The organism is Micromonospora okii (assembly GCF_020884795.1).
Lineage (GTDB): Bacteria > Actinomycetota > Actinomycetes > Mycobacteriales > Micromonosporaceae > Micromonospora > Micromonospora okii.
In genome coordinates, this window is the sequence record NZ_BBZF01000013.1 from 511,167 (window position 1) to 532,863 (window position 21,697).

The window sequence follows — 21,697 nt, forward strand, 5'->3', positions numbered from 1 at the left end:
GAGCAGCAGCAGCCGGTGCCGCACCCGCCACACCGAGAAGAAGAGCCCGCCCGCGGCGAGCGCGTACAGCGCGAAGCCGGGGAGCAGGGTCATCTCCGGGCTCCAGGGCAGGGTCGCCCGCGCCGCCTCGTGCATTCCGCCCCAGGGCCGCGACTCCGCCGGGGCGGTGAAGAAGCCCAGGAACGGCGGGGAGTAGACGCCGATGTCCGCCAGGGTCCGCTCCGCGTTCGGGTGCAGCTCCGTGACCTTGAAGTAGGGGATCGCCAGCAGCCCGCCCACCCCGGCGAACAGCACCGCGCCGACCGCGTCCGCGACGAGCAACCGCGCCCCGAACGGGCGGCGCGCCGGCCGGCGCCGGACGAACCAGGTGACGGCGGCGACCAGCGTCGCCCCCGCCAGCACGTACGCGAACGGCAGCCCGATGCCGAAGCCCAGGCTGAGCTGCCAGGCGGCCACCGCCCAGCCCGCATACACCCACCCGACGCGCCGCCGCTCGGGGCGGTAGCCGTGGCGCAGCGACCAGCCGTGCCCCCGGGCCAGCATGGCCAGCGCGAGCGGGATGCCGCCGTTGGAGATGATGTGCAGGTGCCCCGCCTGGGCGAGCAGCCACGGCGCGTACGCGTAGCTCGCCCCGGCCACCGCCGCGCCCGCGCGCCCCGCGCCGAGCTGCCGGGCCAGCACGTACGCCCCGAACGTGGCCAGCGCATGGGCCAGCACGAACACGATGTTGTAGCGCAGCAGGGCGGCCTCGGGGCCGGTGCCGATCATGCCGGCCGGTGCGTACCCGAGCAGCGTGTCGGAGAAGGCGAAGCTCCACGGCTCGGGGAAGAACGTGTTGGAGTGCCACAACTGCGCCGGTTCGGTCAGCAGGATGTGCCCTGACCAGGCCATCTGCCAGGCCTGAAGGCTCGGGTCCCAGTAGTCCTGCGGCAGCGTGTACAGCGGGTAGCGCAGCGTCGGCCAGGTGAGCGCGACCGCCAGGGCCAGCGAGGCGACCACGGCCAGGGTCCACTCGTGGACGCAGAACCGGCCGACCGGCCGCAGCACGCGGCGCAGCCGGCCCGGCACCGGCTCGGGGGCGGGCGCGAACGCCTCCCACAGGTCCGGCGTCCCACCGGCGCCGTTCCCGCTCTTCTCGTCGCCGTTCCGGCTGGCAGTGCCCTTGCCGTCGCTGCCTTTGTCGTCCGTGCCCTTGCCGTCGGTGCCCTTCTCGTCGTCGGTCGGCGTGCCCGAGCCGGCCTTCCTCCCGGCGATGTCGTCGGGGCCCTTCCCGCCCGAGACCGGGGCCGTGCCGCCCGAGTCGGGGGTCTTGCCACCGGAATCGGAAGCCTTGGCGGCGGGAACGGGGGTCTTGCCGGCGGAGTCGGAAGCCTCGGCGGCGGGAGTGGGGGGCTTGCCGGCCGGAGCGGGGGTCTTGCCGCCGGGCGAGCTGCTACCCGTCGTGGCGTCGGCAGCGGTCTCGTTGCCGGTGCCGCCCACGCTCGGCTTCGCCGCGGCGGTGGCCTCGTCGGACTGGTCTGTCGTCATGCCGCAACGCTCCCCGCGCCGATCCGCTCCCGCAGGAAGGCGATGTCGGCGCCCTGGCCGTCCGCCCCGCCCGGGGTCTCCACGATCACCGGTGCGTCCGCCGCCCGGATGACGGCCACCACCAGCTCGGGGTCGATCGTGCCGCCGCCGAGGTTGTCGTGCCGGTCCCGCCCGGAGCCGAACGCGTCCTTCGAGTTGTTGGCGTGCACCAGGTCGATCCGCCCGGTGATCGCCTTGACCCGGTCGACCAGGTCGAGCAGCTCCTCACCACCGGCGTGGGCGTGGCAGGTGTCGAGGCAGAAGCCCACCTCGTACTCCCCGACGGCGTCCCAGAGCCGGGCCAGCGCGTCGAGACGCCGGGCGCAGGCGTTGTCGCCGCCGGCGGTGTTCTCGATCAGCACCGGCACGGCGAAGCCACCGGAGTCGGCCGCGTACGCGAAGGTCTTGCGCCAGTTGTCGAAGCCGACCGCCAGGTCGTCGCCGGCGTTCACGTGCCCGCCGTGCACGATCAGCCCCTTCGCGCCGATCTGCCCCGCCGCGGTGGCGTGGCCGAGCAGCAGCTTGCGGCTGGGAATGCGGATGCGGTTGTTCAGCGTCGCCACGTTGATGACGTACGGCGCGTGGACGTAGAGATCGACCTCGGCGGCGCGCAGCAGGTCGGCGTCCTCCCGCTTTTCCGGGGCCTTCCAGCCCTGCGGGTCGGACAGGAAGAACTGCACGGCCTCTGCCTGTCGGGTGGTCGCCTCCGACAGCGGGTCCGCGGAATCGACGTGGGCTCCGATACGCATGCAGGCGAGCCTACGTCGCGACGCCGACGCGCGGGGTGACGGCGCGGCCGGGTGGCGGTGTCCGGTGAGGGATCGGCGGGCGTCGTCGCGCGCCTCGTCGGACCGGTCGGCGTCACCCGGACCACCGCCGGTCGTTGGTTCGGGTGGGATCGACGGTCGGCTCTCCCGGTCCGTTTTCTCCGGAGGCTCGCATATTCCCGGGTAAAAACTTCCAATTGCACCCACACGTGACGATAGTCATTGTACCGTCAGATAACAGCACGATAAAGCTCCGCGGGGCGTTCCGGTCCAACCTCATCGGTGTGGTCGTTCCTCCCCAGGTCCCACCCAAGGAATGCGGACGGGACGCCCCGCGGCCCCCGTGGACGGGGCCCGGGTCGACGCGCGATCGTCGCCCGGGCCCCGTCTCTGTGCGTCGCCTCCGCGACCACGCCCGGGCGGCCCCGTTCCCCGGTGCGCCCGGGAGGCGCGGCCTGCCGAGGCATGATCGTCCGGGCCGGGTATCCTGGTCCGGTTGTCCGCGTCCGGCCGGGTTCCCCCGTCCCGGAGCGGGCACGACGCACGACCTCCTGCCACGGAAGGACCGTGGCCGCTTAGCCCACAGGAGGTGAGCACGTCTTGCGTCACTACGAAGTCATGGTGATCCTCGATCCCAGCCTCGAGGAGCGCACCGTCGCCCCGTCGCTCGACACGTACCTGAACGTGATCCGGACCGCGGGTGGCTCGGTGGAGAAGACCGACGTGTGGGGCCGCCGGCGCCTCGCGTACGAGATCAACAAAAAGGCCGAGGGCATCTACGCCGTCGTCGACCTGCAGGCCACGCCTGCGGCGGTGGCCGAGCTGGACCGTCAGCTGCGGCTCAACGAGTCCGTGCTGCGCACCAAGGTCATCCGGCCGGAGATGCGCTAACAGCATTCAACCCGGTCCACCCGGATCAGCCTCATCGACGCTGTCGTAGGGCTCTGAGAGCCTGTACGGCGAACGATGAGTGTGCGAGGAGATGGTCATGGCAGGAGACACCACCATCACGGTCATCGGCAATCTGACCGATGACCCCGAGTTGCGTTTCACCCCCTCGGGGGCCGCGGTCGCCAAGTTCCGGGTCGCCTCGACGCCCCGGTTCATGGACAAGGCGTCCGGCGAGTGGAAGGACGGCGAGCCGCTCTTCCTCGCGTGCACGGTCTGGCGTCAGGCCGCCGAGCACGTCGCCGAGTCGCTCCAGCGCGGTGCCCGGGTGATCGTGTCGGGCCGGCTGCGTCAGCGGTCCTACGAGACCCGCGAGGGCGAGAAGCGCACCGTCATCGAGCTGGAGGTCGACGAGATCGGCCCGTCTCTGCGCTACGCCACGGCGAAGGTGCAGAAGATGTCCCGCTCGGGCGGCGGTGGCGGCGGCTTCGGCGGCGGTGGTGGTGGCGGTCAGGGCGGCGGCGGAGGCAACTTCGACGACCCCTGGGCCTCCGCCGCTCCGGCACCCTCGCGCGGTGGTTCGGGTGGCAACTTCGACGAGGAGCCCCCGTTCTAATGGCGCCGAGCGCCCGCGATCGCAAACCAGGAGCACGTGCAATGGCTAAGGCTGCGGCCCTTCGCAAGCCGAAGAAGAAGGTGAACCCGCTCGACAAGGACGGGATCACCTACATCGATTACAAGGACACCGCGCTGCTGCGCAAGTTCATCTCCGACCGCGGCAAGATCCGCGCTCGGCGGGTGACCGGCGTGACCTCGCAGCAGCAGCGGCAGATCGCCCGCGCGGTCAAGAACGCCCGCGAGATGGCGCTCCTGCCGTACACGGCCACGGCCCGCTGAGAGGAGGCACCGCCATGAAGATCATCCTGACTCAGGAGGTGTCCGGCCTCGGCACCCCGGGCGACATCGTCGAGGTGAAGAACGGCTACGGCCGTAACTACCTGCTGCCGCAGGGCTTCGCGATCGCCTGGACCAAGGGTGCGGAGAAGCAGGTCACGGTCATCAAGCGGGCCCGCTCGGCCCGGGAGATCCGCGACCTCGACCACGCCAACGAGGTCAAGGCCCAGCTCGCGGGCCTCAAGGTCAGCCTGAAGGCCCGCGCCGGCGACGGCGGGCGGCTCTTCGGCTCGGTCACCCCGGCCGAGATCGTCGACGCCGTCAAGGCGGCCGGCGGCCCCAGCCTGGACCGTCGTCGGCTGGAACTGCCCAGCCACATCAAGTCGCTCGGCGCGTACCCGGTCAGCATCAAGCTGCACCCCGAGGTCACCGCCAAGTTCGACCTGAACGTCGTCCAGGGCTGACGCCCCGACAGCACCACCGCAGGGCCCGTACCGGTTCGCCGGTGCGGGCCCTGCGCACTACCCCCGGGACGGCCGTCCGCCCGGTCAGCCGAGGGGCTGACCCGTCGCCACGCTGATCATCAAGGTCGACAGCCCGCCGCCGACCACCGCCGCCGCCACCGCGACGGTCGCCGGCCGCCAGGGCGTGCCCACCCGGCGTAGCAACAGCGCCACGACGAGGCTGCCGGCCAGCGCGAGACCGAACCGGGGCAACCCCTCGCCCAGCGAGCCGAGGACGTGCGACCGGGGCGAATCGCAGCCGCCCCCGCCGATGGCGGTCACGCAGCCGGCCGGCGGCTCACCGCTGAGCGTCAGCAGCCACACGAGGACCAGCACGGCGGGGAACAGGTAGCAGGCGGCGGTGTACGCCAGCGAACGCAGGGGCCCGCCCGGAGTCCGGCCGGGCAATTCGTCCCCGCCGCCGGGAAGACTCCCCGACCCCGACTCCGCTCCGGGCCGCCTCTCCGGCTCGGGCCGTGTCTCCGCCCCTGGCCGTGGCGCGGCGTAATGAGCCACCTGCGACCGTGGCGCGGAGTCCGGCTCACCCATCCACCGGGGATCGTCGCCGGCGAGCCGGCTGCCGAACCAGAACTCCTCCACATGCTCCGGCCAGGGCCGCTCCTCGGTCGTGTCCCATCCGGCCTGCGGCGCGTCGCCCCGGCCCCGCCGCCCGGGGCCCTCGCCCCGGTACCGGGCGAACGCCCCGGTCCCGTCCAGGGCGGTTGGGTCGGACGGCGACTCCCACCCGCCCTCGACGCCCGACCGACGCCAGGCGTGCACGCCCGAGGCATCCCACGGGTCGACCGCCGGCCGATGGGTCACTGCCTCCGCGCCGGCCGCCGGTGCGCCCGCGACGCCCCACCCCGGCGGGTCCACCGCCGGCCGGGTGAACCCGGATTCGGCCCCCGCCCGGCGGCTGCGGCCGGTCGACCAGCCGTCCACGCCGCGCCCGGGGCCCGGGCCGACGGCGTCGGGGTCACTGGTGCCCGACCCGGCGCTGCCCGTGGCGTCGCGCCCCGACCAGGGGACCGAGGGGCGGCCCGGCGACTCCGACATCGGCCCCGGCACCCGGTCGTCCTCGGACGACTCCGCCCGCCGGCTGCCCACGTATCCCGCGTCACGGAAGGCGCGCCACCCGGCGGTGTGCTCGGAGCCGGCGGCCCCACCGGCCGGCAAAGCCCCCCACCGGGCCGCCTCGCCGACACGCCGCCATTCGCCGGCCGTTCCGCTGCTGTCGTACGCGGAACCGGAGCGGTACGGAGGGTCGTCATCGTCTTCGGGTGCCGCATGCCGGCCCCGGCCGTCGGCCCGCCCGACGCCCGACTCCACCGCCCACCGGGGCAGGTACGTCTCGTCCGGCTCCCGTTGCCCCCGCCGTGCGGCCCGGCGACGGCTCGGCGTGCCGTGGCGCTCGGCGTCCGAGCGGTGCGGATCGGTCGGAGCCCGGCTGCCGAAGGCGTCGAACGGGACGCTCGGCTGCCCCTCGCGCGGGCTGTCGTCCCCGCGTCCTGAGTCCCGGTGTTTCACCGCCGGCGCGTGACCCTCCTGGCCCGAAAGTGCTGCCCACTGTCCAGATGTAGCCGTTCGCGGGAGATGGTACGGGACGAGGGAGCGGGCAAGCTCACCGGAAATTTGTCATCCACAGGCTGGGGACAGAGTTTCCGCAGCTCAGGGCGATTTCGGCAAGAATTCCCCAACGGTTTTCCACAACCTGTGCACACCCTACGCACATGGTTGCCCCCCGGCGTCCACAGGTTGTCCCAAGGCTCGTCCACCGGCGCGGTTGAGTCGCTGACCTCGGGTTCCGTATGGTTGCCTCTCGACCGACGGTGCGATGACCCCCCGATCGACCCGACCGGTCCGATCGGGTGTCGTCACGCCCGACGGTACTTCGAGCCGACGCAGCGGAGGGGGGACCCGTGTCGGTCACCGACGACATGCGGACGGAACCACGAGGCGGCGGCCAGTCACCAGCGCCCGCCCCACGGGAAGGCCAGTTCGAGAAGACCCCGCCGCAGGACGTCGCCGCCGAGCAGTGCGTCCTCGGCGGCATGCTCCTCTCCAAGGACGCCATCGCCGACGTCGTGGAGATCCTGAAGTCCACCGACTTCTACCGCCCGGTGCACGCCACCATCTTCGACGCCATCCTCGACATCTACGGCCGGGGTGAGCCCGCCGACCCGATCACCGTCGCCGCCGCCCTGGCCGACTCCGGCGACCTGGCCCGCATCGGCGGCGCCCCGTACCTGCACACGCTGATCGCCAGCGTGCCCACCGCCGCGAACGCCGCCTACTACGCGCGCATCGTCGGCGAGCGGGCGGTGCTCCGCCGGCTCGTCGAGGCCGGTACGAAGATCGTGCAGCTCGGGTACGGCACCGGCAACAACGGCACCCGGGACGTCGACGACATCGTCGACCTCGCCCAGCAGGCCGTCTACGAGATCACCGAGCGCCGGGTCAGCGAGGACTTCGCCGTCCTGGCCGACATGCTCCAGCCCACCCTCGACGAGATCGAGGCGGTCGGCGCGCAGGGCGGCGTGATGACCGGCGTGCCCACGGGCTTCACGGACCTGGACCGGCTGCTCAACGGCCTCCACCCCGGTCAGTTGATCATCGTGGCGGGGCGACCTGGTCTGGGCAAATCGACCGCCAGCATGGATTTCGCGCGAAACGCCGCTATCCGGGCAAACCAGGCTGCGGCGATCTTCTCGCTGGAAATGAGCAAGGTCGAGATCGTCATGCGACTGCTCTCGGCCGAGGCCCGCGTCCCGCTGCACGTGCTGCGCAGCGGCCAGCTCTCCGACGACGACTGGACCAAGCTGGCCCGGTGCATGGGCGAGATCAGCGAGGCCCCGCTCTTCGTCGACGACACGCCGAGCATGAACCTGATGGAGATCCGGGCGAAGGCGCGCCGGCTCAAGCAGAAGCACGACCTCAAGCTGATCGTGGTCGACTACCTCCAGCTGATGACCTCGCCGAAGCGCACCGAGAGCCGGCAGCAGGAGGTCGCCGACCTGTCCCGTGGCCTGAAGCTGCTCGCCAAGGAGGTCGAGTGCCCGGTGATCGCGGTCAGCCAGCTGAACCGTGGCCCGGAGCAGCGCACCGACAAGCGGCCCCAGCTATCGGACCTGCGTGAGTCGGGTTGCCTCACGGCGGAGACGCGGGTCATTCGAGCGGACAACAACGCAGAGGTCACGTTGGGCGAGCTTCTCGCCGATGGAGCTAAGGACACTCCGGTCTGGGCGCTCGACGAGAGCCTCCGATACACGCCCCGGACAATGACTCACGTCTTTCCCAGCGGAACCCGTGAGGTGTTCCGGCTGACGCTGGCCTCGGGGAAGCGGATCCACGCCACAGCCAATCATCCTTTCCTGACCTTTGCCGGTTGGGTGCCGCTGGGGGAACTGTCCGCTGGGGCGCGTATCGCAACCCCGAGACATGTCCCCCCGCCGCTCGTCACCAAGCCCTGGGCGGAGGCGGAGATCGTGTTACTGGCCCACCTGTTGGGTGACGGCTCGTTCGTTCGCCGGCAACCGATCCGGTACGCCAGTTGCGACGAAGAAAATTTGCAGGCGGTTACCGAGGCGGCCAAGCACTTCGGCATATCCTCCGTGCGCGACGAATACGCGGCGGCCCGTGTGACGACTCTCCGGCTACCTGCGCCCTACCCGCTGGCTCGGGGCCGTCGCAACCCCGTGGCCGAATGGTTGGACGGCCTCGGACTGTTCGGCCTTAGATCCCACGAGAAGTTTGTGCCGCAGCCGGTCTTCGCTCTTCCGAAAGAGCAGATCACGGCGTTCCTTCGCCACCTCTGGGCAACCGACGGGTCCGTCTGCGTCAACAAGTCGGACCGGGGAGGCCGGATTTACTTCTCCTCGACGAGCCGTCGAATGTTGGAGGACATCTCCCGGCTCCTGCTCCGATACGGCATCACTGCCCGTCTCCGGGACGTTCCGGTGGCACGCCACCGGCCCCAGTACACGCTCGACATCTCCGGCCGCGACGACCAACTCCGGTTTCTTCGGGAGATTGGCGTGCACGGCCAGCGGTCGGCCAACTGTGCTGCTCTCCTAGCCATCCTGGAGGCTCGGGGAAGCAACACCAACGTCGACACCGTACCCAGGGAAGTCTGGTCGGAGGTCCGTCAGATTCTGGTCGACCGAGGCATGAGCCATCGGGATTTCGCCGGGGCCATCGGAACCCAGTTCTGCGGCAGCGCGCTGTGGAAGCGCGCGCCGAGCAGGTCCAGGCTAGCGAAGATCGCTGCGGTCCTCGACTCTGCAGAACTTGATCTGCACGCCACCAACGACATCTTCTGGGACGAAATCGTATCGATTGAGTCGGTCGGTGAGCGTGACGTCTACGACGCCACAGTCCTGGGAACGCACAACTTCATCGCCAACGGTATCTCCACCCACAATTCGATCGAGCAGGATGCTGACGTAGTGATCCTTCTGCATCGAGACGATTATTACGACAAGGAATCGCCGCGGGCGGGCGAGGCGGATTTCATTGTTGCCAAGCATCGAAATGGCCCGACCGACAGCGTTACCGTGGCGGCCCAGCTCCACCTGTCCCGTTTCGTGGACATGGCCATCGTCTGATTCCGGCCGATGAGGTCAGGCGATCAGCGGTGATCCGTCAGGATGGCGGTGGACGTGGGCCAGTAGCTGACGTCGTCCACATCTGGCCGGCGGAGCCACCGGCCGGAACTGACGGGTGGTGCCGGGCCAGCTGGGTGTGCCGGCCCGGCGCGGCGGCGGTCAGTCGAACAGTTCGCCGAGGAAGCCGTGCTTCTTGCGGCGGTAGTGGCCGTGGTAGCCGTAGTGCTGCTGCCCGTGCCCGCCGTACGCGGGGGCGGGCGGCGGGTAGCCGTGCGCGGGCGGCGGGGGCGGAGGCGGGGGCACCGCGCCGTAACCCGGCTGGTGGGCGGGGGGCGGGGGCGGCGGGTAGCCGCCGGGCACCTGGCCGGGCTGCGTGGGGCGGGGGGCGTTCGCCGACTGCTGGCGGTTCCAGTTCGCCTCGGCCTCGAACAGTTTCTCCAGTTCCCCGCGGTCGAGGAAGATCCCCCGGCACTCGCCGCACTGGTCGATGACGACTCCGCTGCGCTCGTACTGGCGCATTTCTCCGTGGCACTTGGGACAGGTGAGCTGCATCATCCGAAGGTACCCGGTGGTGTCACCCTGCCGTGGTGAGCGCCTCGTTCACCTCGTCGTCGGAGACCTCGTGGAAGTCCTCGTAGTAGCTGCCGACCGAGCCGAAGGCGGCGGGGCGCTGGGCGCAGACGACCTCGTCGGCCTCGGCGACCAGCATCTCGTACGCGTCGGGGGCGCCGACCGGGACGGCGACGACCACCCGGCGGGCGCCGAGTTGGCGGGCGACCTGAACGGCGGCTCGGGCGGTGGCCCCGGTGGCGAGGCCGTCGTCGACGACGACGGCGGTGCGGCCGGTCAGGTCGAGCGGGGGGCGGCCGGCCCGGTAGAGGCGTTCCCGTCGCTCCAGTTCGGCCTGTTCGCGGCGCTGCACGTCGGCGACGTCGTCGGGGGGTACGCGGCCGGACACCTGCTCGTTGAGCACGCGCACCCCGTTGGGGCCGAGCGCGCCGAAGGCGACCTCGGGCGCGAGGGGCATGCCGAGCTTGCGGACCACCAGCACGTCGAGCGGGGCGCCGAGCCGCTCGGCGACCACACGGGCCACCGGCACGCCGCCCCGGACCAGGCCGAGGACGGTGACGTCCGGCTGCCCGACCAGCCCGGCGAGCCGATCGGCGAGGACCCGGCCGGCGTCCTCGCGGTCGCGGTAGGGCGTCGTCATTCCTCAAGGTGTACGCCCTGTCGGCCGGTCGCGCCGGGACTCCGGCGAAGACTGCCGGGTCAGGGGGCGGGGGCTGCCGGTTCGGGGCGGGTCAGGGCGGGGGCCCAGAGCAGCAGGGCGGCGGGGTAGAGCAGGTAGCCGAAGCGGGTGGAGGGCATCAGCGCGATGGCGGCGAGGAGCCCGTACCCGCAGATCAGGGCGGCGGTGGTGGCCGTGCGGGGCGGGCGGCGCAGGAGCCGGACGGCGATGGCGGCCCCGGCCGCGAGGAGCAGCGCGGCGGCGACGACCCGGCCGGCGGGCAGGGTGGTGGCGATGAGGTGCCCGGGGAAGGGGGACTGCGCCGGGCTGGTGACGAGGCCGTGGCCGAGGGGGAAGCGCAGCACGTTCTCGACCAGCGCGTCCCGGTCGACCAGCAGGGCGGGGAGCAGGGCGAGGGCGGGTACGCCGAGCGCGCCGGCGGCGAGTCGCCCGGTGGAGCGGCGGGTGGCCGCCCAGGCGATCAGCACGAGGGCGACGGGCCAGGCGAAGAGCTTCAGCGCGCCGGCCGCCCCGATGGCCAGGCCCGCGCGGCCCGGCCGGTCGGTGGCGGCGAGGGCGAGGGCCAGCAGGCAGAGGGCGAGCACGGGCAGGTCGTCGCCGCCGGTGGCGAGGGTGAGGGCGCAGATCGGCAGCACGGTCGCGCCCTGCACGCCCCGCAGGACGGCCGCCGACCGCTTGGTCGGGTGACCGGTGGGTTGGCCGGTGCGCAGGGCCCGCACGGCCAGGGCGAGGGTGAGGGCGGTGGCGGCGGCGAACCAGACGCGGGCGTCGGTCCACCAGCCGTCGGCGACGGCCCGGGGCAGGCCGAACAGGGCCATGCCCGGCTGGTACGGGGTGTAGCCGAGCAGTCGCTCGTCGGCGGGGAGGGCGGCGATCGCGTCGTGCCCGAGGTAGGGCGTGCCGGTGTCGAGGAGGCGGTTGCCGGCGTGCTCGGTGACCAGCACCTCCTCCTGCGCGCGGTCGGCGCGCCCGCCGGCCCGTTGGATGCTCTGTTCGACGAGCGGCAGCAGGGTGGCGGTGGCCCAGGCGAGGCCGGTGACGGCCCAGCGGGCCGGGAGGCCGGCCAGCGTCGAGGCGGGGTTGCGCTGCCGGGCGGCCAGCTGGCCGGCGACGGCGAGGGCGGCGGCGAGGTAGCCGAGCGCGGCGATGGTCCCCCAGGCGCGGTGGGGTGGCAGGGTGGAGGCGACGGCGGTGAACGCCGCGAAGGTGGCGGAGGCGGCGTAGAGGCCGAGGTCGAGGGCGAGGCCGCCGGCGGCCAGGTCGATCCTCCGCCAGGTTCCACGGGTGCGGGTGGTGCGCTCGGTGGTGGCGGCGGCGGTCACGCGGGCAAGTGTGGCAGATGGTCGCCGCGGCCCTTGCCGCCCTGCCGGCGGCCGGCGGGGAGCCGGACGACGGCGCCGGCGTCGTGCAGCGGCGGGGCGAGGGCGCCGGTGCGTCCGCCGAAACCGCGGTGCAGGGTCGACAGGAGAGTCCCGGCCGGAACCGGCCGGCCGAAGAGGTGGCCCTGGCCGGCGGTGCAGCCGAGCTTCCAGAGGGCGCGGCGCTGCGGTTCGCTCTCCACGCCCTCGGCGACGACGGTGAGCCCGAGGCTGCGGCCGAGGTCGAGGGTGGACCGGATGACGGCGGCGGACTCGGCGGAGCCCTCCATCGCGGAGACGAAGCTGCGGTCGATCTTCAGCTCGTGCACGGGGATGCGGGAGAGCAGGGAGAGGGAGGAGTAGCCGGTGCCGAAGTCGTCGAGGGCGAGCCGGACGCCGGCGTCGCGGAGCCGGCTGAGCACCCGGTCGACGACGTCGAGTTGGCTGAGGGTCAGCGTCTCGGTCAGTTCGAGGACGAGCCGGTCGGGTGGGAGGTCGTGGGCGCGCAGGCGGGCGAGCACGGAGCCGGCGAAGCGGGCGTCGAGGAGGCTGCGCGGCGAGACGTTGACGGCGACGGGGAGGTCGAAGCCGGCGGCGCGCCAGTCGTCGGCGGCGATGAGCGCCTGGTCGAGGATGGCCTCGGCGAACGCCGGGAGCAGGCCGGAGCGTTCGACGGCCTCCAGGAACCGCAGGGGGTCGATCACGCCGTGTACGGGGTGGTGCCAGCGGGCCAGGGCCTCCGCGCCGGTGACCTCGCCGGTGCCGAGGTCGACGATGGGCTGGAAGTTGACGGTGAACTCGTGGTCGGCGACGGCGCGGGGCAGTTCCCCGCCGAGGGCGAGCCGGCCGAGGTCGGCGGTGTCGCGGGTGGGCGCGTACGTGGAGGTTCGTTGGCCGGCGCGTTTGGCCTGGTACATCGCCACGTCGGCGCGGCGTAGCAGCTCCGCCATCCCGCCGCTGGGGGGTGCGACGGCGATGCCGCCGCTGGCCTCGACGCTGATCCGCATGCCGTCGAGGTCGAACGGTTCGTGCAGCGCGCCGAGGAGGGCCTCGGCCCGGTGGGCGGCCACGGCGGGGGCGGGCAGGCCGCGCAGGAGCACGGCGAACTCGTCGCCGCCGAGGCGGGCCACGAGGTCGTTGGCCTGCGCGGCGTCGCGCAGCCGCTCGGCGACCCGGGTGAGCACCTGGTCTCCGGCGGCGTGGCCGAGGGTGTCGTTGACCTCCTTGAAGTGGTTGAGGTCGATCAGCACGAGGGCGGTGACGCCGTCGGCGTGCCGGGTGCCGAGCTGTTCGTTGCCCTGGTCGAGCAGGTGCCGGCGGTTGGCCAGGCCGGTGAGGGCGTCGTGGGTGGCGGCGTAGGCGTGTTCGTCGGCGACGCGGGCCAGTTCGGCGTACGCCTGGGCGTTGCGGACGGCGGTGCAGAGCGCGGAGGCGAAGGTGCGCAGGGTGTACTGCTCGCGTTCGGAGAGTTGGACGGGGCCGTGGAAGCGCAGCCGGAGGGTGCCGACGTCGACGGCCCGGTCGTGCCCTTCGAGGGGCGTCTCGATCACCGACCCGTCCACGGGATCGCGCTGCTCGGTGGGCCCGTCGTAGGTGAGGGTGCCGGCGGCGCCCCGCACGGTCCGGTCGCCCTCGCGCAGGGCGATCTCCACCTCGTCGGCGGAGAAGAGTTCGGCGGCGCGGGTGACGGCGGTGGTGAGGACCTTGTCGAGGTCGACGACGTTCAGCGCGTCGGTGGTGCGGGCGAGGCGCTGCCACGCCTGTTGCTCGGTGCGGGTCCGGACCCGGTTGGAGTAGAGCAGGTGCAGGCTGAGTGCCAGCGGCGGGACGGCGAGCAGGAGGCCCCTGTCCGCGCGGAGGACGAAGACGGTTCCGATGATCATGAAGAGTCGGGCGGCGGCGGTGGCGACCCGGAGGCCCCAGTCCTCCCGGAAGAGGTCGCGCAGTCGTTCGCCGGTGGCCATCGCGATGACCGGGAGGGTGACCAGCTCGTCGAGGAGGACCGCCGACAGGTAGGCGACGGAGAGCGGCAGGACGAGGTGGGTCGTGAAGTCGTCCCCGGTGCGCCAGCCGGTGGCGTGGAGGACCGCTCCGGCGGTGGCGGCGACGAGCGTGTTCTTGCCGATGCCGAAGAGGGCCTTGACCGGTGTCTTCGCGTGGAGCCAGATGGTGACGGCGATGCCGAGGCCGGTGGCGATGACGACCATGGGGGTGGGCGCGACGGCGAGGCCGATCAGGATGGCGGTCTCGGTCCAGGCGATGTCGTGGTTCGTGGCCTTGATTCTGATGCGGACCTTTACCGTGACCCCGACGGCGATCAGCGAGATGAGCGCGGCCCAGAGGGCGGGGCTTGCGGTGTCACTTCCGGTGCGGAGCCGAGTGGCGGAAATGACGAGGACGGTGGCGGCGGAAATGACGACGAGACCGACTAGCGACAGGAGTCGCCACTCGGTCTCGGGCCGTCGATTCTTCAGAGCCACCCATCGTCCTCGTGTGGTCAGCGATGGCGCTATGCCTCCCCAGGGTACTGATGTTTCCCAGCTCCGAGAAGTGCTCTCAGTGCCACTCGTGCGACTTCATCTCGACCCCCAGTGTCTGTTGCTTCCTGCCGGACGGGGAGAAGCCTAAGACGAGGCGAGTCCATTTCTGTACATATAAATGTCGTTATATGCAATATCAGTCAAGACGATAGCGGTTTGTGACTTTGCGTCCATCGCGCCTGTGCGGAGCGCTTCGCGTGGAATTGCTTTCCGCGCCCTCGACCGCGCCGCTGAGCGATAAAGGCGGTCGCTTACAGCCTAGTGCGCCGCGCCCGGAACCGGACGGTGCCCGCAGCGGCGGGCGCGGGCACGCCGGGGATAGGCTCGCCATCGTGACCGATCCCGCCCGCCTCACCCACGTCGACGCGGCGGGCGCGGCCCGCATGGTCGACGTCTCCGCTAAGGAGGTCACCGGCCGGCTCGCGGTGGCCGCCGGCCGGCTGCGCACCACCGCCGAGGTCGTCGAGTTGCTGCGCCGCGACGGGCTGCCCAAGGGCGACGCGCTCGCCGTCGGCCGGCTGGCCGGCATCATGGGCGCGAAGCGGACCCCCGACCTGATCCCGCTGTGCCACCCGATCGCGCTGCACGGGGTAACGGTCGACCTCGCGCTGACCGACGACACCGTCGAGATCACCGCCACGGCGCGCACCGCCGACCGCACCGGCGTGGAGATGGAGGCGCTGACCGCCGTCGCGGTCGCCGGCCTTGCCCTGGTCGACATGGTCAAGGCCGTCGACCCGGCGGCGTCGGTCGACGCGGTGCGCGTCCTGCGCAAGGAGGGCGGCAAGACCGGCCTGTGGGCGCGGCCGGAGGACCGGCCGTGATCCGCGCCCGGGTCGTCGTCGCGTCCAACCGCGCCGCAGCCGGCGTGTACGCCGACACCAGCGGCCCGCTGCTCGCCGCCGGGCTGCGGGAGCTGGGCTGTCAGGTGGACGAGCCGGTGGTCGTGCCCGACGGCGAGCCCGTCGGCGCGGCGCTGCGGGCCGCGCTGGCCGACGGGGTCGACGTGGTGCTGACCAGCGGCGGCACCGGCATCACCCCGACGGACCGCACCCCCGACGTGACCCGCGCGCTGCTCGACTACGAGATCCCCGGCATCGCCGAGGCGATCCGGGCGCACAGCCGGGACCGGGTGCCCACCTCGGTGCTCTCCCGGGGGCTCGCCGGGGTGGCCGGCCGGATGCTGGTGGTCAACCTGCCCGGCTCCACCGGCGGCGCCCGCGACGGGCTCGCCGTGCTCGGCCCCATCCTGGCCCACGCGGTGGACCAGGTGCGCGGCGGCGACCACTAGCCGGGGATAGGCTCGGCCGGTGAGCACGGAAACCGCGCCCGCCGCGGAACAGGCCGCCGTACCGCCGCCGGCCGGCTGGGAGGAGGCCCGATCCCGGGTGTACGCCGTCGGCCTGGCCGCCGCGCTGCCCGCCGTCGCTCGGCCGCTCGCCGAGGCCGACGGGCACAGCCTCGCCGAGCCGCTGGTCACCCGCACCGACCTGCCCGCCTTCCCCACCTCCAGCGTGGACGGCTGGGCGGTGCGCGGGGACGGGCCGTGGCGGGTCGTCGGCCGGGTGCTGGCCGGCGGTTCCCCGCCCCCGCTGGCCGAGGACGGCACCACCGTCGAGATCGCCACGGGCGCGATGGTGCCCGAGGGGGTCACCGCGATCGTGCGGGTCGAGGAGTCCACCCGTACGGCCGACGGCCGGGTCGCCGGCACCCCCCGCGCGAAGCCGGAGTGGCGGGAACCGGGCGAGGAGGCGTACGCCGGGGAGGAACTGCTCCCCGCCGGCACCCCCGTCGACCCGGCGGTGATCGGCCTGGCCGCCTCCTGTGGGCACGACACGCTGCGGGTGCGCCGTGCGCCGCGCGCCGCGCTGCTGGTCTTCGGCGACGAGTTGCTGACCTCGGGCCCGCCGGCCGCCGGCCGGGTCCGTGACGCCCTCGGGCCCGCCGTGCCGGCGTGGCTGCGCCGGTACGGTTGCCAGGTGCGCCCGGCCGACGTCGTCGGCCCGGTGGCCGACACCCTCCCGGCGCACGTGGCGGCCCTGCGTCAGGCCCTCTCCACCGCCGACCTGGTCTGCACGACCGGCGGGACGATGCACGGCCCCGTCGACCACCTGCATCCCGCCCTGGAGGCGCTCGGCGCGGACTACGTGGTCAACACGGTCGCCGTGCGGCCGGGCTTCCCGATGCTGCTGGCCCGCCTGGCCGACCCGGACGGCCGGGTCCGCTTCGTCGCGGGCCTGCCCGGCAACCCGCAGTCGGCGATCGTCGCGCTCGTCTCGCTGGTCGCGCCGCTGCTCGCCGGGGTGCAGGGCCGGCCGATGCCGGTCCTGCCGCACGCCACGCTCGCCGAGCCGGTGCCGGGGCGCGGCGACTACACCCACCTCGCGCTCGTCCGGCTGGACCGGGCGGCGGGCACCGCCCACCCCGTCCGGCACGTCGGGTCGGCGATGCTGCGCGGCCTGGCCGGCGCGGACGGCTTCGCCGTGATCCGGCCCGGCGCCACCGGCGAGCCGGGCGCGCGGGTGCCGGTCGTGCCGCTGCCCCTGCTCCCCGGGGAGCGGTCCTGGTGACGACCGGAGGAGCCGACGTGACCATCGCGGAGCCGGTCGTCCACGGCACGGTGACGGCCGAGCCGCTGGACCTGTCCGCGCACGAGGCGGCCGTCGCCGACCGGCGGGCCGGTGCGGTGGTGTCGTTCCAGGGCGTCGTCCGCGACCACGACCACGGCCGCGCGGTGATCAGCCTGGAGTACGAGGGTCACCCCAGCGCCGCCGCCGTGCTCCGGGAGGTCGCCGCCGAGATCGCCGCCGACCCGGACGTGTACGCGGTGGCGGTGTCACACCGGGTCGGCCCGCTCGACATCGGCGACGCGGCCCTGGTCGCGGCGGTGAGCACCGCCCACCGGGCCGCCGCGTTCGCCGCCTGCGCCCGGCTCGTGGACGAGGTCAAGGCGCGGCTGCCGATCTGGAAGCGGCAGGTGTTCGCCGACGGCACCGAGGAGTGGGTCAACTGCCCCTGAGCGGCGGCAGTGCTCAGCGGCGCGCGGCGTTGAGCGGGGCGGCCCGGTTGAGCCGGTCGGTGTAGAAGGCGGGCTCGGCACCCGGCCGCCACGGCAGCGCCGCGACCAGCACGATCAGCGCCAGGGCCAGGGAGTTCTCCATCAGCGCGCCGAACAGGCCGTCCTGGTAGTGGGACACCTCGGGGAGCTGGTGCTCGTACGGCCAGATGGGCGAGATCAGGAACAGCAGGTAGAGCCCGAGCGCCGCCGCGCCGTGCCGCAGGCCGGTCAGCGTCGGGTACCAGATCGGCGGGCGCAGCCCGTTGACCGCGGGCAACCCGCCGTACGGCGACTGGCCGGCGCGCTGCGCGAGGCCCCGGCTCGCCTCCCGGCGGCGCAGGGCGGCGTCGGCCAGCACGATGATCGCCGGGACGACCCAGATCAGGTGGTGCGTCCAGGAGATCGGGCTGATCACGTTGGCGGTGAGCCCGACCAGGGTGAACGCGGTCAGCTCGTCGCCGTCGGCGCGGGCGCTGGTGGCCCGGGACAGCCCGAGGGCCAGGAGCAGCACGGAGAACGCCAGCCAGAGCAGGCCGGGCGTCTCGATTGAGTCGTAGAGGCGGGCGAGCAGGCCGGCCAGGGACTGGTTCGGCGTCATGTCGGCCGCGCCGACGCGCTCGGTCTGCCAGAGCACGCTGCCGAAGTACGCCCGCGACTCGGTGCCGACGAGGGCGAAGCCGGTGAGGGTCACCCCGATCGTGGTGCCGACCGCCGTGGCCGCCGCCCGCCACTGCCGGGTGATCACGAGGTAGACGATGAACAGCGCGGGGGTGAGCTTGATGGCCGTGGCCAGGCCGATGCCGGCCCCGGCCCAGGCCCCGCTGAACACGAACCGTCGCAGCGGCCCGTCGGCGGGGCCGGAGCGGGTGCCCCGCTTCGCCCGCCAGCGCAGCCCGATCAGGTCGGCCATGATCAGCGCGAAGAGCAGCAGGTTGACCTGGCCGTAGCCGAGGGTCTCGCGGCCCGGCTCGAGGGCCACGGCCATCGGCGTCGCGATTCCCACCGTGTACCAGAGCGGCCAGCCGAGCCGGTCGACGACGGGCCGCAGCAGCCCGGCCAGGACGAGGGCGAGCGCGGCGACGCTCGCCAGCACGTTCAGCCACCCGGCGACGTCGACGCCGACCAGGGCCATGGGGAGCATGACGAGCCCACCGAAGGGCGGGTAGGTGAAGCCGAGCGTGGTGGAGGGCGCGATGAAGTCGTACAACTCGTTGCCGTTGGCCCACCAGACGACCGCGCCGTGGTAGATCTTCATGTCGAAGAAGTTGTACGGTCGCCCGAAGGCGCCGATGGCGAGCCACGCGGCGTACGCGACAGTGGCCACGACCCCGGCCCGCACCGCGGTCCTGCGGTCGACCCGGCGGGCCGCACGACGGACCTGGGCGAGGCGGTCAATCCGTCGTCCGACGGTCGCCGGCATGGCGTGGCCACCCCCGTACCAAGGTCGTCCTATCCGTTCAGGTCCAGCACGGACTCTAGAACGGCGCCTCACCTCACTGCCTCCCGCGTTATGCGACCGTGTCCGATCCCACACTGGTTTTTTACATTTCCACCGCGTTAACGCCTACCGGGTGGTTCAGGTAATTCGTGACCTTGCGGGGGTGGTGGCCGTGAGGGGGAGGGGGTGCGCCGCAGGTCAGCCGTGGAACCGACGCGCGGTGGCCGCCGAGCGTACGGCGATCCGGGCCTCCCGGCGGGCGGTGCGGACGGCGCGGCTCACCGAGCGTCGCGAGTGGCCGATCCGGTGCCCGGCCCGCCACCGCAGGCCCGGCTTCCCCTCCGTGTCGGCGGCGGCCAGCAGCAGGCCGCCGAGGAGGCCCAGGTTCTTCAGGAAGTGGATCTGGTGCTGCGCCCGGGCACCCGGGTCGGTCTCGGTCCAGAAGGGGTGGCCGGCGACGGTGGTCGGGAGCAGCGTGCCGGCGAGCACCAGCGCCGCCGGCCGGGTGAACTTGCCGGTGGCGAGCATGAGGCCGCCGACGAGCTGGGCGGCGGCGTTGGCCTTGACCAGCGTCTCGGTGTCGGTGGGGAGGCGGGGGGAGGTCCGCTCGATCAGCGGGGCGACCCGGTCGGTCACCGGCTTCGCGACCGGCACCAGGCGCTCCGGGTGCTGGAGGTTACGGGCGCCGCTGACCACGAAGGTGCCGCTCAACATGAGGCGGGCGAGGGAGCGCACGGGTTTCATGGCTCAGTCATACCCCGTCGCGGCGCCGCCTACCCCCGCAACGCCCGATCCGACCGGCCGACGTGGACCCCCGCTGGCGTACCCGTTCGAGGGAAACGCGCGCCGATCCGCGTGACCGGCACCTATGGACCGACTACGGCCGGTAACCTCGCCGGGTGACCACCCTGCGGCTCCGTCCCGAAAGCCCCGCCGACGCCGGCCCGTTGCGCCGGGTGCTGGGGGCGGCGTTCGCCCGCCCGGACGTGCAGACACCGCCCGAGGTGGGGCTCGTCGACGACCTGCGCGGCACCGACGCCTGGCTCCCCGAGTTGGCCATGGTCGCGGAGTACGGCGGCGAGGTCGTCGGGTACGCGCTGCTCACCCGGGTCTGGGTCGGCGACATCGGCGCCGCCCCGGCGCTGGTGCTCGGCCCGGTCGCGGTCGCGCCGCACCGGCAGCGCGTCGGGCACGGCACGGCGGTGGTGCAGGCCGCGCTGGACGCCGCCACCGAGCTGGGCGAGCGCCTCGTGGTGGTGCTCGGCGACCCGGCCTACTACCGCCGGTTCGGCTTCGGCCCCGCCGACCGGATGGGGCTGACCAGCCCGTGGTCCGGCCTCGGCGAGCCGTGGCAGGCGCTGACCCTGCCGCCCAGCGCCAGCGGGGAGGGCCCGCCGCCCACCGGCGAGGTGCTGTTCCCGCCGCCCTGGTCGAAGGTCTGACCGCGCCCTGGTAAAGGTCTGACCGGGCCTGCTCCCAGGTCCGGCTCCGCGCGCCGGTTGCCGGTCAGGCGGGCTGGGTGCGTAGGTAGCGGCCGAAGTGCGGCACGGTGAAGGCGACGGTGCCGCGCTCGCCGGAGTAGATCAGCCCCTTCTTGATCAGCGCGTCCCGGGCCGGGGAGAGGCTGGCCGGCTTGCGCCCCAACGCGCGGGCGATCTCGGCGGTGGGCACCGCCGCGTCCATGTCGTCCCGGCCGCCGGCCTCGCCCTCCACCAGGGACAGCGTCGCCATCGCCCGCATGTACTCGCGCTCGGCCGGGGTGGCGCGCTCGAACCGGGAGCCGAAGAAGCCGACCGCCAGCTCGGCCTCCGCCTCGGGGGCGGCGACCCGGACGTCCGCCGCGGTGATCGGCGAGCGGGGCGCATGGTCCCAGGTCGCCTTGCCGTACGCCTGGACGAAGTACGGGTACCCGCCCGAGGACTCGTAGAGCAGGTCGAGCGCCTTCGGCTCGTACTCGACCTGCTCCCGCTCGGCCGGCGCGCAGAGCGCCCGGTCGGCGGCGATCCGGTCGAGCCGGTCGATGCGCTGGTAGCGGAAGAGCCGCTCCGAGTACGACTTCGCCGCGCTGAGCACGGCCGGCAGGTGCGGCAGCCCGGCGCCCACCACGATCAGCGGCGCGCCGAGCTGGGACAGCTCGTGGCAGGCGGCGCAGAGCGCCGAGACGTCCTCCGCGCCGACGTCCTGCATCTCGTCGATGAAGACCGCGATGCCGGTGCCGACGTCGGCGGCCACGTCGGCGGCGTCGCTGAGCAGCTCGACCAGGTCGATCTCGATGTCACCGGAGTCGGCCCGCCCGGCGGCGGCCGGCACGTCGATGCCAGGCTGCCAGCGGTCGCGCAGCCTCGGGGTGGCCCCACCCCGGCCGGCGGGCGGACAGCGCTGGGCGAACGCCTTCAGCACCCCGAGGAACGCCTCGATCCGGTCGGGGGCGCGGTGCCGGGGCGCGAGTTCCCGCACGGCCATGTGCAGCGCGGCGGCGATCGGGCGGCGCAGCGACTGGTCCGGCCGGGCCTCGATCTTGCCGCTGCCCCAGAGACGGTTGATGGCCTGCGAGCGCAGCGTGTTGAGCAGCACGGTCTTGCCGACGCCGCGCAGGCCGGTGAGCACCAGGCTCCGCTCGGGACGGCCGCGCGCGATGCGCTCCAGCACCACGTCGAAGACGTCCAGTTCCCGCCCCCGCCCGGCGAGTTCGGGCGGGCGCTGGCCGGCGCCCGGGGCGTACGGGTTGCGGACGGGGTCCACGAATCGCACAATATCGGGCCGTCTAGCGGGGGGCCTAGACATCGGTAGAGGTGGCTACCGGCGTGTCGTCCACCGTCGACCGAAATCTAC

20 protein-coding genes are annotated in these 21,697 nt (G+C 73.1%); 10 read left to right on the top strand and 10 right to left on the bottom strand.

Annotated elements, in window-relative coordinates:
- A partial coding sequence (locus tag LPU43_RS05430; RefSeq protein ID WP_229399101.1) for an ICP22 family protein occupies positions 1-1,527 on the bottom strand: 1,527 nt, incomplete at its 3' end.
- Entirely contained in the window at positions 1,524-2,315 is a 792-nt protein-coding gene (locus LPU43_RS05435; protein ID WP_229399102.1) for a deoxyribonuclease IV, read from the bottom strand. The genes LPU43_RS05430 and LPU43_RS05435, both read right to left, overlap by 4 nt.
- A gap of 618 nt (positions 2,316-2,933) precedes the next feature.
- Here LPU43_RS05435 and rpsF point away from each other — a divergent pair.
- The 4 genes from rpsF to rplI all read left to right on the top strand — a co-directional run bounded on the left by rpsF (position 2,934) and on the right by rplI (position 4,579).
- Positions 2,934-3,224 carry a 30S ribosomal protein S6 gene (rpsF, locus tag LPU43_RS05440; protein WP_074315517.1) on the top strand — a complete coding sequence of 97 codons (291 nt, stop codon included), beginning with the start codon at positions 2,934-2,936 and terminating at the stop codon, positions 3,222-3,224.
- Positions 3,225-3,321: 97 nt separating this feature from the next.
- Complete coding sequence (locus LPU43_RS05445) at positions 3,322-3,837, top strand: single-stranded DNA-binding protein (protein ID WP_229399103.1); 516 nt, start codon at positions 3,322-3,324, stop codon at positions 3,835-3,837.
- 41 nt (positions 3,838-3,878) lie between these two features.
- Positions 3,879-4,118, top strand: coding sequence for a 30S ribosomal protein S18 (rpsR, locus tag LPU43_RS05450; protein WP_007073789.1), 240 nt, complete (start codon positions 3,879-3,881; stop codon positions 4,116-4,118).
- Positions 4,119-4,132: 14 nt separating this feature from the next.
- Positions 4,133-4,579: a 50S ribosomal protein L9 gene (rplI, locus tag LPU43_RS05455; protein ID WP_229399104.1), complete on the top strand. Its 447-nt coding sequence runs from the start codon at positions 4,133-4,135 to the stop codon at positions 4,577-4,579.
- 84 nt (positions 4,580-4,663) lie between these two features.
- On the opposite strand, the gene LPU43_RS05460 is transcribed toward rplI, so the two are convergent.
- Positions 4,664-6,145 carry a hypothetical protein gene (locus LPU43_RS05460; protein WP_229399105.1) on the bottom strand — a complete coding sequence of 494 codons (1,482 nt, stop codon included), beginning with the start codon at positions 6,143-6,145 and terminating at the stop codon, positions 4,664-4,666.
- A gap of 410 nt (positions 6,146-6,555) precedes the next feature.
- On the opposite strand from LPU43_RS05460, the gene LPU43_RS05465 reads away from it, so the two are divergent.
- Positions 6,556-9,222, top strand: coding sequence for a replicative DNA helicase (locus LPU43_RS05465; protein WP_306416114.1), 2,667 nt, complete (start codon positions 6,556-6,558; stop codon positions 9,220-9,222).
- A gap of 159 nt (positions 9,223-9,381) precedes the next feature.
- On the opposite strand, the gene LPU43_RS05470 is transcribed toward LPU43_RS05465, so the two are convergent.
- Genes LPU43_RS05470 through LPU43_RS05485 form a run of 4 tightly spaced genes read right to left on the bottom strand, consistent with a single transcriptional unit; the run spans position 9,382 to position 14,309 of the window.
- The gene (locus tag LPU43_RS05470; protein WP_229399108.1) at positions 9,382-9,777 is read right to left on the bottom strand and encodes a TFIIB-type zinc ribbon-containing protein; all 396 of its coding nucleotides are present in this window, start codon (positions 9,775-9,777) and stop codon (positions 9,382-9,384) included.
- Positions 9,778-9,796: 19 nt separating this feature from the next.
- Entirely contained in the window at positions 9,797-10,432 is a 636-nt protein-coding gene (locus LPU43_RS05475; RefSeq protein ID WP_229399109.1) for a phosphoribosyltransferase, read from the bottom strand.
- 59 nt (positions 10,433-10,491) lie between these two features.
- Positions 10,492-11,793 carry a glycosyltransferase 87 family protein gene (locus tag LPU43_RS05480; protein WP_229399110.1) on the bottom strand — a complete coding sequence of 434 codons (1,302 nt, stop codon included), beginning with the start codon at positions 11,791-11,793 and terminating at the stop codon, positions 10,492-10,494.
- Positions 11,790-14,309, bottom strand: coding sequence for a putative bifunctional diguanylate cyclase/phosphodiesterase (locus LPU43_RS05485; RefSeq protein WP_229399111.1), 2,520 nt, complete (start codon positions 14,307-14,309; stop codon positions 11,790-11,792). The genes LPU43_RS05480 and LPU43_RS05485 overlap by 4 nt, the downstream gene beginning before the upstream one ends.
- Before the next feature lie 392 nt (positions 14,310-14,701).
- Here LPU43_RS05485 and moaC point away from each other — a divergent pair, with 392 nt between their 5' ends.
- The 4 genes from moaC to LPU43_RS05505 are packed head-to-tail and all read left to right on the top strand — an operon-like array spanning position 14,702 to position 17,388.
- The gene (gene moaC / locus LPU43_RS05490) at positions 14,702-15,193 is read left to right on the top strand and encodes a cyclic pyranopterin monophosphate synthase MoaC (protein WP_229399112.1); all 492 of its coding nucleotides are present in this window, start codon (positions 14,702-14,704) and stop codon (positions 15,191-15,193) included.
- Positions 15,190-15,660: a MogA/MoaB family molybdenum cofactor biosynthesis protein gene (locus LPU43_RS05495; protein WP_229399113.1), complete on the top strand. Its 471-nt coding sequence runs from the start codon at positions 15,190-15,192 to the stop codon at positions 15,658-15,660. Before moaC ends, LPU43_RS05495 begins: the two co-directional genes overlap by 4 nt.
- 19 nt (positions 15,661-15,679) lie before the next feature.
- On the top strand, positions 15,680-16,939 hold the full coding sequence (locus LPU43_RS05500) for a molybdopterin molybdotransferase MoeA (RefSeq protein ID WP_229399114.1): 1,260 nt from the start codon (positions 15,680-15,682) through the stop codon (positions 16,937-16,939).
- A 17-nt stretch (positions 16,940-16,956) separates the two neighbouring features.
- On the top strand, positions 16,957-17,388 hold the full coding sequence (locus LPU43_RS05505) for a molybdenum cofactor biosynthesis protein MoaE (RefSeq protein WP_373321651.1): 432 nt from the start codon (positions 16,957-16,959) through the stop codon (positions 17,386-17,388).
- Between the two features lie 13 nt (positions 17,389-17,401).
- Here LPU43_RS05505 and LPU43_RS05510 read toward each other — a convergent pair whose 3' ends face one another.
- The gene (locus LPU43_RS05510; RefSeq protein ID WP_229399116.1) at positions 17,402-18,847 is read right to left on the bottom strand and encodes a glycosyltransferase 87 family protein; all 1,446 of its coding nucleotides are present in this window, start codon (positions 18,845-18,847) and stop codon (positions 17,402-17,404) included.
- Between the two features lie 216 nt (positions 18,848-19,063).
- The gene (locus LPU43_RS05515) at positions 19,064-19,609 is read right to left on the bottom strand and encodes a DoxX family protein (RefSeq protein WP_229399117.1); all 546 of its coding nucleotides are present in this window, start codon (positions 19,607-19,609) and stop codon (positions 19,064-19,066) included.
- Positions 19,610-19,764: 155 nt separating this feature from the next.
- Between LPU43_RS05515 and LPU43_RS05520 the strand changes: the two genes are divergently transcribed.
- On the top strand, positions 19,765-20,307 hold the full coding sequence (locus LPU43_RS05520) for a GNAT family N-acetyltransferase (protein WP_229399118.1): 543 nt from the start codon (positions 19,765-19,767) through the stop codon (positions 20,305-20,307).
- A gap of 64 nt (positions 20,308-20,371) precedes the next feature.
- Here LPU43_RS05520 and LPU43_RS05525 read toward each other — a convergent pair whose 3' ends face one another.
- A complete protein-coding gene (locus LPU43_RS05525) occupies positions 20,372-21,607 on the bottom strand; it encodes an ATP-binding protein (protein ID WP_229399119.1) in 1,236 nt (411 codons plus the stop codon).
- Positions 21,608-21,697: the final 90 nt, after the last annotated feature.

Bases quoted from the DNA above. Each gene is read 5' to 3' on its own strand.
- rpsR (WP_007073789.1), top strand. From the start codon at position 3,879: ATGGCTAAGGCTGCGGCCCTTCGCAAGCCGAAGAAGAAGGTGAACCCG.
- LPU43_RS05435 (WP_229399102.1), bottom strand. From the start codon at position 2,315: ATGCGTATCGGAGCCCACGTCGATTCCGCGGACCCGCTGTCGGAGGCG.
- LPU43_RS05465 (WP_306416114.1), top strand. From the start codon at position 6,556: ATGCGGACGGAACCACGAGGCGGCGGCCAGTCACCAGCGCCCGCCCCA.
- LPU43_RS05475 (WP_229399109.1), bottom strand. From the start codon at position 10,432: ATGACGACGCCCTACCGCGACCGCGAGGACGCCGGCCGGGTCCTCGCC.
- LPU43_RS05510 (WP_229399116.1), bottom strand. From the start codon at position 18,847: ATGCCGGCGACCGTCGGACGACGGATTGACCGCCTCGCCCAGGTCCGT.
- LPU43_RS05470 (WP_229399108.1), bottom strand. From the start codon at position 9,777: ATGATGCAGCTCACCTGTCCCAAGTGCCACGGAGAAATGCGCCAGTAC.
- LPU43_RS05515 (WP_229399117.1), bottom strand. From the start codon at position 19,609: ATGAAACCCGTGCGCTCCCTCGCCCGCCTCATGTTGAGCGGCACCTTC.
- rplI (WP_229399104.1), top strand. From the start codon at position 4,133: ATGAAGATCATCCTGACTCAGGAGGTGTCCGGCCTCGGCACCCCGGGC.
- LPU43_RS05445 (WP_229399103.1), top strand. From the start codon at position 3,322: ATGGCAGGAGACACCACCATCACGGTCATCGGCAATCTGACCGATGAC.